Consider the following 12,568-nt stretch of genomic DNA (forward strand, 5'->3'; position numbering starts at 1 on the left):
TGGCCGGGGTGTGCGCAGCGCCCGGAAGGCGGTGACAGGCGGACACTTCTGCGCCGCGCCCCCTGCGGGTGGACTAGGGACATCGTCACCAGGCCCACCTCAAGGAGCACCCCATGAACCTCGTCGAGACCCTCCAGAACCTGCTCGGGCAGGTGCCCGAGCTCCTCCAGCCGCTGATCGTCGCGCTCGCCGGCGCCATCCCCTTCGTCGAGGGCGAGGGCGGTGCCGCGATCGGCATCCTCGGCGGCCTCCCGCCCGTCGTCGCCGCGGTCGCCGCCATGGTCGGCAACTTCCTGACCGTCGCCGTGCTCGTGCTGCTCAGCGCCGGCGCCCGCACCGCCGTCGTGACCCGCCACCGGGAGAAGGTACTGGCCCGGGACGGCGTGCTGGTCGGCGGCTCCCAGGCCGGCACCCGCATCGACCACGCCGACGACCGCGGCTCGGCCCGCCGCGCCAAGTTCCAGCGCGCCTACGAGCGCTACGGCGTCCCCGGCGTGAGCCTGCTCGGCCCCCTGCTCCTGCCCACGCACTTCACGGCCACCATGCTCGCCGCCTCCGGCGTCGGCAAGGCCCGGATCCTCGTCTGGCAGGCCATCGCGATCTTCGCCTGGACCACGCTCACCGCGCTCATCATCAGCGGTGTGCTCCGGGCCGTCGTCTGACCCGGTCACCGGACGCGCGGCACGGAGCTGCTCGACCAGCTGCACGGCGAGGGGTTCCGCACCCGGGAGTACCTGATCTTCGGCGACGAGTGGTGGCTCTACGTCCTGAACCGCATCGCCGAGGACCCCACGCGGGTCATCACCGCGCTCGCCGATCTCCGCGAGGGCCCCGCGGCCTGACCCGGCGATACGATGAGGCACCCCGGAGGAGGGTGGAGATGACCACCACGCAGCAGCAGTTCACCGACCCCGAGCTCACCCCGCGGCTCACCGACGCGCAGTGGGAGAAGCTGCTCGCCCGGGCGACCCCACGGGACGTCGTCGCCGGCGACTACGTGTTCCGGACCGGCGAGCGGGACTACCCCATGGTCCTGGTCGAGTCCGGCGAGATCGAGGTGGTGCGGGATGCGCTGCGCTGGATCGGCGAGGAGGTCGTCGCCACCATGGGACCCCGCTCGTTCGCGGGCGAGCTGGGGCTGCTCAACGGGCAGAGCGCGTTCCTGTCGGCCCGGGCCACGGGCCCGGGACGGGTCTGGTTCCTCGCGCGACCGGAGCTGCGCCGCATCCTCGCGCAGGAGGACGAGCTCGGCGACGCCATCCTGCACGCGCTCTGGGCGCGGCGGGAGCTGCTGCGGCGAGGACCGGCGGCGCTCACCCTGAAGTTCGTCGGGCAGGAGACGTCGGGAGAGTTCCTCGCGCTGCGCCGGTTCGCCGAGCGGCTCGACCTGGTCCACACGGCCGTCCCGATGCCGGCGGACGGCAGCCTGTCGCACACGTTGCACGACTACGCCCCCGAGGACCTGCCCATCGCGTTCGTGCAGGGCGAGCCGATCGTGCGGGCCACGCCCGGGATCATCGCCGAGCAGCTCGGCCTGAGCTACGAGGCCACCGACGACGACGTCGTGGACCTCGTCGTGATCGGCGGCGGGCCGGCCGGCCTCGCGGCGTCGATCTACGCCGCCTCGGAGGGTCTGCGCACCCTGCTGCTGGAGGCGATCGCCCCGGGCGGGCAGGCGGCGTCGACGTCCCGGATCGAGAACTTCCTGGGCTTCCCGTTCGGCGTGAGCGGCGGTGCCCTGATCGGGCAGGCGACGCTGCAGGCCATCAAGTTCGGCGTGCGGGTCTGCGCGCCGTGCGAGACGGCGGCGCTGCGTCCGGTCGGGGACGAGCTCGTGCTGACGTTGACCGACGGCCGGACCGTCCGGGCCCGCGCGGCCATCGTCGCCTCCGGCGCCGCCTACCGTCGGCTGCACCTGGACCGCTGGGCGGAGTACGAGGGGTCCGGCATCCACTACGCGGCCACGCCCCTGGAGCTCAAGCAGGTCACGGAGTCGCCCGTGGTGGTCGTGGGTGGCGCGAACTCCGCCGGCCAGGCGGCCCTCTACCTCGCGGCGAACGGCTGCCCCGTGCACCTGGTGGTGCGCGGCGGCGACCTGGGCGCACGGATGTCGTCGTACCTGGTCAACCGGCTCACCGAGGACCCGCGGATCCACATCCACCGCGAGTCGAACATCGTCGGGCTGGATGGCAACGGGCATCTCGAGTCCGTCTCGATCGACACGGCCGGGCGGGTCGAGGCGCGTGGCCTGTTCTGCTTCATCGGGGCCGAGCCCGCCACGGCCTGGCTGCATGAGCTCGACCGGGACCCGGCGGGCTTCATCCGCACCGGCGTCGACGTGGCGCCCGAGGCCCTGGCGCAGTGGGCGGGGCTCGGGCGCGGCCCGCTCCCGTTCGAGACGTCGATCCCGCGCGTGTTCGCGGTCGGCGACGTGCGGCGCGGCTCGATGAAGCGCGTGGCGGCCGCCGTCGGCGAGGGGTCGAGCGCCGTCGCCTCCGTGCACCGGGTGCTGGGCGCGACCGTCGCCTGAGCCGGTCAGGCCTGGGGCGGCCTCGTGTCGAGCGGCACGGCGGCGCCCCGCACGATCCCGAGCTGTACCGACTGGCGGCCCAGCACGGCGTCGAGCAGCCAGTCCGCGGCGGTACGGACCCGGTTCCCGGGCATCGAGATCAGGTGGTAGCCGCGCGTGACCACCTTCGCGGGGAACCCCGACAGCGGTACCTGCAGCGGGTTGGCCGCCGCCTGGAGGCCGCCGAGGTCCACGACGAACCCCAGGTCGTGGTGCTTGTACGTGCCCGTCTCGCCGTAGCCCAGCGACGCCGCGACGTTGCGGCCGGCCAGCGTGCCCTGGCGGGTGGCGTGCTGCGCCGTCATGGCCGTGACCTCGCCGGGGCGGGTCACGTCGGGCACGGCCGCGGCGTCCCCGCAGGCGAACAGGTGCGGCTGCCCGGGCACGGCGAGCGTGGTGTCCACGACCAGGCGGCCCTTGTGCGTCTCGAGGCCGGTGTCGCCCACGAGTGGGTCGGGCCGCACGCCGACGCACCAGACGAGCGTGCGGGCGGCGACGTCCGCGCCCGTGGTGAGCCGGACGCCGTCGGGCGTCGCCTCCTGCACCGAGACGCCGGTCAGCACCTTGACGCCGCGCTCCCGCAGCACGCGGTCGGCCGCGCGCGACAGGCGCGGGTCGAGTTCCGGGAGCACCTTGGGCGCGAGGTCCAGCAGCAGCCAGCGCACCCGCTGCCGCGCCAGCACGGGGTGCCGGCGCAGCAGCGCCCTCGTGAGCAGCGGGCCCTGCGCCGCCACCTCGGTGCCCGTGTACCCGGCGCCCACGACGACGAACGTGCACCGCGCGTCCCGCTCCGCCGGGTCGTCGGTCGCGGCGGCGAGCTCCACCTGGCGGATCACGTGGTCGCGCAGGTACAGGGCCTCGGCGACGCCACGGAACCCGTGCGCGTGCTCCGCGACCCCGGGGATGGGCAGCAGCCGGGTGACGCTGCCCGCCGCCAGGATCAGCCGGTCGTACCGCAGCTCGTGCTCGGCGCCCTCCGGGTCGGTGTACGCGACGACCTCCCGTTCCGCGTCGATCGCCGTCACGTCGCCGAGCGCGAGCCGGACGCCGCGCAGGGTCGCCGGGATCGAGACCGTCACCCGCCTCGGGTCGATCACGGCCGCCGCGATCTCCGGCAGCAGCGGCAGGTAGAGGAAGTAGTCGGTCCGGTTCACCAGCACGATCTCGACGTCGGCCGTGCGCGGCAGGGCCCGGTGCAGGGCCCTGGCCGCGTTGTAGCCGGCGAACCCGCCGCCGACGATCACCACCCGCTGGGTGCGTTCGCTCATCGTCATGCCTCGTCTCTGCTCGGGTCGTCCCGTCTATGCTGCTGCCGATCGAGCGAAAGGACCCGCGGTGACCGACATGCCCGGGCAGGAGCGGCTCCGCCAGGAGTGGGCGGAGCACCGGCCCGCGGTCTTCGGCGCCGCGTATCGCCTGCTCGGGAGCGTGGCCGACGCCGAGGACGTCACCCAGGACGTCTGGCTGCGCGCGCTCGGTGCCGACCTCGACGAGGTGCGCAACCTGCGGGCCTGGCTCATCACCGTGGCCGCCCGCCGGTCCTACGACATCCTGAACAGCGCCCGCCGACGCCGGGAGACGTACGTGGGGCCGTGGCTGCCCGAGCCGCTGCTGACCGGGCCGGACGCCGCCGAGCCGGTGCTCGTCGACGAGTCGGTCACCGCGGCGATGCTCCTGGTCATGGAGCGGCTCAGCCCGCCCGAGCGAGTCGCGTTCGTGCTGCACGACGTCTTCGAGCTGGAGTTCGCCCGGATCGCCGAGATCCTGGACGTCACGGTGCCCGGCGCCCGCAAGCTCGCCTCCCGGGCGCGGCAACGGGTGGCCGCGCAGCAGGACGCCGAGCCCCGGGTCTCCCGCGTCTCGCGGGCCGAGCGCGAGCGCGTGCTGGAGGCGTTCCGCGGTGCCTACGAGAACGGTGACCTGGAGGGCCTGGTCGGCCTGCTCGACCCCGACGTCGTCTACGTCACCGACGGCGGAGGCAAGGTGCACGCGGCGCGCAAGCCCATCGTCGGCGGGCGGCGCGTGGCCGAGGTCATGGTGCGCGTCGGTCACCAGCTGCCGCCCGACCGGATCGACCTGGTGGAGGTCGGCGGCGAGCTCTCCCTCGTGTTCCACCGCGAGGGCCGGGTCTTCTCCGTGGACACGGTGCAGATCGCGGACGGGCGGATCACCGCGTACCGCCGCGTCGTCAACCCGGACAAGCTCACGCACGTCTGAGCGTCACGTCCGGGCGGTCTGCGTCGTCTCCCTGGCGTCCGACGAACCAGACGAAGGAGAAACCATGACCACCACGCAGCGCGTCGACCTGGGCAAGCAGCACCCGAACACGTACAAGGCCCTGCTCACCCTGTCCGCCGAGGCCGAGAGCAACGCCCTGGACTCCGGCCTCGACCCCCTGCTGATCGAGCTGCTGCGCATCCGCACCTCGCAGCTCAACGGCTGCGCGTTCTGCCTGCGGATGCACACGGCTGATGCCCTCAAGAAGGGCGAGAACCCGGACCGGATCGCCGTGCTGCCCGCCTGGCGGGAGACCGGCTACTTCTCCACGGCCGACCGCGCCGCCCTCGGCCTGGCCGAGGCGATCACCCTGGTCGCCGACGGGCACGTGCCGGACGCCGACTACGAGGCCGCGGCCGCCGTGCTCCCGGACGAGCAGCTGGCGGCGGTGTCGTGGGTCGTCATCGCGATGAACGCCCTGAACCGCGTCGCGATCACGAGCCGGTACACCGTGGCCTGACGGTGTCTGCACGCGCGACGGCCCGCGAGCCGTCCGAGCCCCGGTCGGTTAGGTTGACCGAGGTCGAGAAGCGGCCGCAGGCACGTCGTGGTGAGGTGGCCCATGCAGGAGCCGGTCGGTAACGGGCTCACCCACAGCTGCGACGCCGACCCCGGCATCCACCGCCGGCGCCGCGGGCGCGGGTTCAGCTACACCGACGACGGCGGCGACCGGGTCACCGACCAGGAGACGCTGGACCGGATCCGCGCGCTGGTCATCCCGCCCGCGTGGACCGACGTGTGGATCTGCGCGGACGCGACGGGGCACGTCCAGGCCACGGGCCGTGACGCCAAGAACCGCAAGCAGTACCTCTACCACCCCCGGTGGCGCCGGTACCGGGACGCCGCGAAGTTCGAGGAGCTGGCGGGGTTCGGCGAGGCGCTGCCGGCGCTGCGCAAGCAGGTCGACGCCGACATGGGCCTCTCCCGGCTGAGCCTGGACAGGGTGTCGGCCACCGTCGTCCGGCTGCTCGACGAGACGTTGATCCGGGTGGGCAACGACGAGTACGTGCGCTCCGGCGAGTCCTACGGGCTGACCACGCTGCGCAACCGGCACGCCACCGTCGGGGGAGCCGAGGTGCGGTTCCGGTTCCAGGGCAAGTCGGGGGAGCCGCACGACGTCGTGGTGCACGACCGGCGGGTCGCGAACATCGTCCGCCGGTGCAAGGAGCTGCCCGGTCAGCAGCTCCTGCGGTACGTGGACGGGGACGAGGCCCGCGACGTCGGCTCGGCCGACGTCAACGACTACCTCGCCCGGGTGACCGGGGGCGACCACACCGCCAAGACCTTCCGGACCTGGGGCGCCAGCGCGATCGCGCTGGGCCATCTGCGCGGGCTCGAACCCGCGGACCAGGCCGAGCACGACGCGCAGCGCGTCGAGGCGGTCAAGATCGCCGCCGACCACCTGCACAACACCCCCGCGGTGTGCCGCAAGAGCTACGTGCACCCCGCGATCCTGGCCGACGACCGCGCCGAGCTCGACCGGCGGATCGCGCGGTCGGGGGCGGACGCCGTCCGCTCGTCGCGCTGGATGAGCGCGGACGAGCGAGCGCTGCTCAGGTTCCTGAGCGGATGACCCGGGCGGGTCAGGCCGCCCGGCGGGTGAGCAGCGGGTCGTTCGCGCGGGTCTTCTTGACCGGCACCACGGACGCCAGGATCCGGCTGACGCGGGTGGCCGCCCCGCCACCGAGCCGCTCCTTGCCGGACAGGCCGGCGAGCAGGTGCGCGGCGGTGGTCCGCAGGTCGACGCCGGCGGCGCTGGCACGCTCGGTGAGCATGGTCAGCGCGTCCTCCTCGCTCACGCCGTGCACGGCCATGAGCACACCGCGGGCCTGCTCGATCGTGGCCGTCGTCGCCATCGCGTTGTCGACCGACCGCTGGGCCGCACGGGCGACGGCCTCGTGCTGCAGGGGCGTGACGTCGGCGACCTGCCCCACCAGGACCGGGCCGCGCTCGGACCGGACGGCCTGCCCGGTCACGAGCAGGGTGCGGGCCCTGCCGTGCACGTCCACGACGCGCTGCGCGCAGGTGAAGGTGTGCCCGGACCGCAGCGAGCGCACGGCCTCGCGGATCACCCGGTCCTGGTCGTCCGGGTGGCGGCGGGCGTGCAGGATCTCGGGTCCGGGAACCACCTGTGCGGGCTCGTACCCGTACATCCGGTACACCTCGTCGGACCACCACCAGGTGCCCGTGGCAAGCTCGACACGGTACTGACCTGCGAGTACGGGCGTCCCGACCGCGAGGTTCTTGACCGTGTCGCCGAGGAAGGGAGTGTGCTGGGTGGTGTCGCCGGTAGTCGTCGTCATCAGGGCCTCCGTCATCGCGGTGCGGCGCCGTGGCTTGACTCCTGCCGCCACGTTAGCCCTTTCACCCGCTGAGGGCCAGCGCGGCCCGGCCGCGCGCTCAGCGTCGCGTGCGCGCCATCCACTCCCAGACACTCCGGCCCGCGTGCCGCGGGTCGTTGCGGGCCACGTAGATCCACGACCAGTGCCCGGGGTACGTGTTAGCGTCCCACACGACGCCGTCGTACAGGCTCATGATCGAGCCGGCGATCCGCTCGTGCGCGTGGACGGTGTTGTCCTCCGGGTCCAGTGTCGTGTCGTCGGCCGAGGCGACCAGCCACGTCGGAGTCGTCATCGCCGCGAGCTCCGCGTCGGAGATGAAGTAGCCGCCCGAGCCGTCCCGCGGCCCGATGCCGCAGCAGATCGGCGTCGACGTCGCGAACCGGTCGGGGTGCTCGGCGACCATCTTGAGCGACATGTACCCGCCGTTGGAGCAGCCGACCACGTGGACGCGGCTCGCGTCGATCCGGTGCGCCGCCGCGACCTCCTCGATCGCCTCCAGGATCTGGGGCGCGAAGCCGTCGCCGTCCTGCATCCAGGCCGACGTCGCCTGCGGGGCGAGCACGTACGCGCCGCCGAACAGGTCCTGCGCCTCCCGCGTGGCGAAGCCGAGCGCGCCCCGGTTGGCCCGCAGCTGCGCCTCGTTGTCGTAGTAGTCGTACCCGCCGGTCAGCAGCCCGCCCTCACCGCCGCCGTGCAGCCACACGACGAGTGCCGCGCCGCGCCGCCCGCCCCGGTGCCGCCGCTCGGGCGAGAACAGCCGGTAGTTCAGGCCCGACGTCGTCGCGTGGTACGTGAACGCGTCGACCTCCGGGTCGGACAGGTCGCCCTGCCGGAACGAGTCGAGCACGACGACGCCGCGCGCACCCGGGCCGCGCAGCGGCTCGGCCTGGGTGACCGTGTGGTCCAGGTCCAGGAGCACGTTGCGGCCGAACGCGCCCATGTACTGCAGGGTGCTGCCGCCGTCGACGCCCCACCCGTGCTCCAGGTCGAGCGTGACCTCGCCAGGGCCCGTCCACCGCGCCGCCGTGACCACACGGTCCTGCTCGTAGGCGACGTCGCCCGTGAGGGGATTGGTGGCCACGACATGCACGGCGAAGGTCGACGACGTGAGCGACGACCGCTCCACGCGGCCCAGCGCGCCGGACGCGATGACCAGCGCGGTGACCTGCTCGCCGCCGTCGAGCACCTCGGCGACGGGGGTCACCAGGGCGGCACGGTGGCCATCGCCCCTGGCGGCGGCGGGGGCGGTCGCGGCGCCCGCGGCCGGTGCGCCCAGCACGGCCGAGGCGCCGACGGCGGCGCCGGTGACGAGCAGGGTGCGGCGGGTGATCGGGGTGCGCATGGCAGAACTCCTTCGTTCGGGGCCAAGGGGCCGGCCCGCGCTACGACGCGCACCACCAGCCATCCGGGAGGCTAATGAGCGGCGTCGGCGCACGTCAACGGGTCGCTGCCCGCCGCATCACGCCCAGCGCTCCCGCGACCGCCGTGGCGACCACGAGGTCCTCCCAGGACATCCCGGAGCTCTTGAACACGACGGGCCGGTCGGCCGGAAGGCTGACCCGCCCGGTGACGACGTCCGCCATCGGGACGAGGTCGGTCGCGCTGACCGCGCCCTCGCCGACCGCGAGCACGACGTCGCCGCACTCGCGCAGCGCGGTCGCGACGTCCTCGACCACGACGGCGGCGCGGCTCAGCAGGTCGGCGGGGAGCTCGCGCGCGTCCGGCTCGTGGGAGCCGACGGCGATCACCACCGCGTCGTCGCGCACCAGGGCGCCGTCGAACAGCGGTTCCCGGGCCGTCGTCGCGCACACGATCACGCCAGCCGCAGCCGTCGCCCGGTCCGCCTCGGCGCTGCCCGCGCCCACCACGCGCGTGAGATCGCCGCGGGAGGTGACCCGGTCGGGCCGGCGGACCACCGCGGTGACGGTGCCGAGCGGGCGGTACCCCGCGAGCGCGTCGCGCAGCGTGTCCAGGTGCCCGAGGCCCTGGTGCCCGGCGCCGTGGAGCACCACGTCGAGCGGCGCGCTCGTCCCGCGCAGCACGTCGAGGGTGGCGGCGACCGAGACGGCAGGCGTGCGCAGGTCGGTCAGCGCCGGTCCGTCGATCAGGCAGCGGGGCGTCAGCGTCTCGGCGTCGAACAGGAGGTAGACGCCCTGGATGCGGGCCAGGCCGCGCGCCGGGTTGCCCGGCGCGAGGCTGAGCACCTTGATCCCCGCGTCCGCCCCGGCCTCGGCGGGCATGAGGAGCAGCTCGCCGTTCGTCAGCGGCTCGGCGATACGCGCGTGGTCCGCCTCGGGGCGCAGACCCGCCCGGAGCGCCTCGCGCAGCGCCTCGACGGCTCCGGCAGGTGCCAGGCGCTGCCGGACGTCGTCCGCGGTGAGGTAGGGGATCGCCCCCGGCTGCGCCGTCATCGCAGCACGAACCCGGGGACGAGGTCGTCACGAGGGTCGACGACGAAGACGTGCTCGGCGGTCCTGTAGGCGGTACCGGTGACCTGTGGCACGACGGCCGCCCGTCCGGCGACGTCGACCCGGTCCAGGACGGTTCCCGTGAACCGCGAGCCGACGATCGACTCGTGCCGGAGGACCGCACCCTCCGGCAGCGCGCCTCGCACGGTCAGCGTGGCCAGGCGCGCACACGTCCCGGAGCCGCAGGGGGAGCGGTCCAGCTCGCCGTCGGCGAAGATCGTCGCGTTGCGCTGGCGCGGCCCGGACCCGTCGTCCCCATCGAGATCCTCGAAGACGATGGTCCCGTAGATCCCGCTCAGCCTCTCGTCGGTCGGGTGGACGGCGTGGGCGGAGTCGTCGAGCGCCCGCTTGATCTCGCGCCCGATCGCGATGATCTCGTCGGTGTGCTCGGGCGTCACGGTCAGCCCCACGTCGCGGGCGTCGAGCTGCGCGTAGATCGCGCCGCCGAAGCTCACGTCCACGGTGACGTCGCCACGGGACGTGGCGACCGGGACGTCGAGCGCGACCACGTAGCCGGGGACGTTGACGAAGTCGACCGCCGTCACGGTCCCGTCGCCGTCGGTGTGCACCCGGGCGGTGACGCGGCCGGAGGGAACGTCGACGACGACGTCGGTGGTGCCCGACGGGTCGGGCTGCACCAGGCCGGTCTCGACCGCCCAGGCGCCCAGCGCGATGGTGCCGTGCCCGCACGCGGTCGAGAAACCGTCCTTGTGCCAGAACAGCACGCCGAGGTGCGCACCCTCGTCGTCGGGCTCGACCACGAAACCGCCGTACATGTCGGCGTGGCCGCGCGGCTCGTGACACAGGATCCGCCGGATCCGTTGGATCTCCGGCGACCCGATCGCGAACATCCGCTTCGAGGCGACGTCGGCGCCCTCGACGGTCACGGGCAGCGTGGTGACGATCCGGAACGGCTCACCGCCCGTGTGGTAGTCGACGGCCTCGTACCGTTCGGTGCTCACCGGGCCTCCTCGTCGGGTCGGGGTCGGGTGCGACGACAATAGCTGGGCCCTCAGACCAGCTCGAGCAGCACCCCGTCCGCCGCCTCCCGGCCTCCCGGCCCGTGCTCGCGGATGATCGCGACGATCTCGTCGAACAGCGTGGGGCCCTCGCCGCGGCGCGCGGCGTCGAGCCGGGCCGTGAAGGCTGCGCGGTTGGACGGGTCGACGCCGGGCAGCAGCCGCTCCAGGCGGCGGGCGGTCTCCGGGTGCCCGAGCGCCGTCCGCGACGTCTCGGAACCGGTCCACCGCAGGACCCAGCCGCCGTCGGGGGTGCCGAACCCGCCGCGGAGCACGTCGTTGAGCGCGTCGAGGTTGCCGTGCCACACATACCCGCTCAGCAGGCCGGAGAACTCGCGGGCGAAGCCGTCGAGGTCGTCGAACCGCGATCCGTCGACGACGAGCACGGGCAGGTCACGGTTCATGTCTCGAGGTTATCCGTCCCGTTCCGGGCCGGACCCGTGCGCCGCGCCCGGCCGGTCGGCCGGGCCGGGCGCGGCGCACGGGGCCCGGTCACATCCGGTAGAAGTCGCCGTAGTGGTTGGGCGAGAAGTAGGTCACCCCGGTGGTGCGGTCCAGGATGAGCCGGTAGGACTGCCGCGCCGCGCCGCAGGCCCGCGGCGTCACGTCGAACTCCAGGTAGGAGTGGCCCGCCGGGAGCTGGCCCTCGTTGTTGTAGTGCGTGCCACCCGCGAAGTTGCACTGGCCGTCCGGCCAGCTCACCCAGCCGCGCGTGCTCGGGTAGCCCTTGGAGCTCCAGATCGCCCTGGAGTCGTAGGCCTCCGCACATCCGCTGTGCGTGCAGGAGCTGTAGACGGCCGCCTCGGACGACGGTGCGACCGCGACGCCGCCGGCCGTGACGAAAGCGACCATCGTCGACAGGATGACGATGATCCGGACCAGGTTCGACGCGATGCTCTTGTTCTCGGACACGCTGACCTCCCTCTCGGTGGGGAACATGCAGGTTGGGAACATGCAGGGAGGATCCTGGCCGATCCGGGCGACGATGGTCCGACGACGCTCCGACGTGCGGGTGAATTTTACTTGTCTGCTTTGTCCAGGAAATCTGCCCGGGTCCGGCCGTCCTGTTGTCCGGACCCGCACCGGCCTGCTTGGGTCGGGGCATGGTGAGGTGGATCGAGGTCGCGGACGGCGTGCTGGTCCGGCGGTACGAGGAGCTGGACCTGTCGGTCGGCCTCGTCGTCGGCGCGGAGGGCTGCCTGGTCGTGGACACCGGGGGAGACGCCGGCCAGGGCGCCGAGCTCGCCGCCGCTGTCCGTGAGGTGACGCCGCTGCCGTGGCAGGTGGTGCTGACCCACTCGCACTTCGACCACAGCTTCGGCACCGAGGTGTTCGTGCCCTGCGCGGTGTGGGCGCAGCGGGGGTGCCGTGCCGACCTGATGGCGACCGGCGAGCACCAGCAGGAGAAGTGGGCGCGGCACTACCGCGAGCGCGGGGAGCAGGCGGTCGCCGACCGCATAGCGGCCGTGCGCCTGGTCCTGCCCGACCGGCTGGTCGACGACGGCGCGGAGCTGGACCTCGGCGGCCGGGTCGTGGGGCTGCGGCACTACGGGCCCGCGCACTCCGACCACGATCTGGTCGTGCACGTCCCGGACGCGGGCGTCGTGTTCGCGGGCGACCTCGTGGAGCAGGGTGCGCCACCCCAGTTCGGCGACGCGTTCCCGCAGGGCTGGCCGGGCGTGCTCGACGGCGTGCTCGGGCTGGGCGCCGCCGTGGTCGTGCCCGGCCACGGCGACCCGGTGGACCGGGACTTCGTGCGGCGCCAGCGTGCGGAGCTGGCCCTGGTCGCCGAGCTGTGCCGGGAGGTCGCCGCCGGCGCGCTCACCCCGGCGCAGGCCGTGGCCCGCTCGCCGTACCCGGAGGAGTTCACACTGGCCGCGCTGGCGCGGTGAA

13 protein-coding genes are annotated in these 12,568 nt (G+C 73.7%); 6 read left to right on the forward strand and 7 right to left on the reverse strand.

Translation table 11 applies throughout. From position 1 onward, the window contains the following. Nucleotides 1–113 precede the first annotated feature (113 nt). Entirely contained in the window at nt 114–662 is a 549-nt protein-coding gene (locus ACH47X_RS18935) for a small multidrug efflux protein (RefSeq protein ID WP_397406073.1), read from the forward strand. A gap of 218 nt (nt 663–880) precedes the next feature. After that, nucleotides 881–2,530, forward strand: a complete 1,650-nt coding sequence (locus tag ACH47X_RS18940) for an FAD-dependent oxidoreductase (protein WP_397406074.1) — start codon at nt 881–883, stop codon at nt 2,528–2,530. Between the two features lie 5 nt (nt 2,531–2,535). Here the strand turns inward: ACH47X_RS18940 and ACH47X_RS18945 are convergent, their stop codons facing one another. Then, complete coding sequence (locus ACH47X_RS18945; protein ID WP_397406075.1) at nt 2,536–3,837, reverse strand: NAD(P)/FAD-dependent oxidoreductase; 1,302 nt, start codon at nt 3,835–3,837, stop codon at nt 2,536–2,538. 76 nt (nt 3,838–3,913) lie between these two features. On the opposite strand from ACH47X_RS18945, the gene sigJ reads away from it, so the two are divergent. From sigJ to ACH47X_RS18960, 3 genes are all read left to right on the forward strand, one after another. Then, nucleotides 3,914–4,786 (forward strand): RNA polymerase sigma factor SigJ, encoded by an 873-nt coding sequence (gene sigJ, locus ACH47X_RS18950; protein ID WP_397406221.1) that lies wholly within the window; start codon nt 3,914–3,916, stop codon nt 4,784–4,786. 64 nt (nt 4,787–4,850) lie between these two features. Next, a complete protein-coding gene (locus tag ACH47X_RS18955; protein WP_397406076.1) occupies nt 4,851–5,306 on the forward strand; it encodes a carboxymuconolactone decarboxylase family protein in 456 nt (151 codons plus the stop codon). 102 nt (nt 5,307–5,408) lie between these two features. Further along, nucleotides 5,409–6,419 (forward strand): DNA topoisomerase IB, encoded by a 1,011-nt coding sequence (locus ACH47X_RS18960; protein WP_397406077.1) that lies wholly within the window; start codon nt 5,409–5,411, stop codon nt 6,417–6,419. Between the two features lie 10 nt (nt 6,420–6,429). Here ACH47X_RS18960 and ACH47X_RS18965 read toward each other — a convergent pair whose 3' ends face one another. From ACH47X_RS18965 to ACH47X_RS18990, 6 genes are all read right to left on the reverse strand, one after another. Beyond that, entirely contained in the window at nt 6,430–7,149 is a 720-nt protein-coding gene (locus ACH47X_RS18965; protein WP_397406078.1) for a PAS and ANTAR domain-containing protein, read from the reverse strand. Nucleotides 7,150–7,246: 97 nt separating this feature from the next. After that, on the reverse strand, nt 7,247–8,530 hold the full coding sequence (locus ACH47X_RS18970) for a prolyl oligopeptidase family serine peptidase (protein ID WP_397406079.1): 1,284 nt from the start codon (nt 8,528–8,530) through the stop codon (nt 7,247–7,249). Between the two features lie 94 nt (nt 8,531–8,624). Then, complete coding sequence (locus ACH47X_RS18975) at nt 8,625–9,599, reverse strand: ornithine cyclodeaminase family protein (RefSeq protein ID WP_397406080.1); 975 nt, start codon at nt 9,597–9,599, stop codon at nt 8,625–8,627. Next, nucleotides 9,596–10,618 carry a proline racemase family protein gene (locus ACH47X_RS18980; RefSeq protein WP_397406081.1) on the reverse strand — a complete coding sequence of 341 codons (1,023 nt, stop codon included), beginning with the start codon at nt 10,616–10,618 and terminating at the stop codon, nt 9,596–9,598. The genes ACH47X_RS18975 and ACH47X_RS18980 overlap by 4 nt, the downstream gene beginning before the upstream one ends. Nucleotides 10,619–10,668: 50 nt before the next feature. After that, the gene (locus ACH47X_RS18985) at nt 10,669–11,079 is read right to left on the reverse strand and encodes a barstar family protein (RefSeq protein WP_397406082.1); all 411 of its coding nucleotides are present in this window, start codon (nt 11,077–11,079) and stop codon (nt 10,669–10,671) included. An 88-nt stretch (nt 11,080–11,167) separates the two neighbouring features. Beyond that, nucleotides 11,168–11,587 (reverse strand): ribonuclease N, encoded by a 420-nt coding sequence (locus ACH47X_RS18990; RefSeq protein ID WP_397406083.1) that lies wholly within the window; start codon nt 11,585–11,587, stop codon nt 11,168–11,170. A 191-nt stretch (nt 11,588–11,778) separates the two neighbouring features. Here ACH47X_RS18990 and ACH47X_RS18995 point away from each other — a divergent pair, with 191 nt between their 5' ends. After that, on the forward strand, nt 11,779–12,567 hold the full coding sequence (locus ACH47X_RS18995) for an MBL fold metallo-hydrolase (RefSeq protein ID WP_397406084.1): 789 nt from the start codon (nt 11,779–11,781) through the stop codon (nt 12,565–12,567). Nucleotide 12,568 lies beyond the last annotated feature (1 nt).

Source organism: Promicromonospora kroppenstedtii (assembly GCF_044389675.1).
Classification (GTDB): Bacteria; Actinomycetota; Actinomycetes; order Actinomycetales; family Cellulomonadaceae; genus Promicromonospora; species Promicromonospora kroppenstedtii.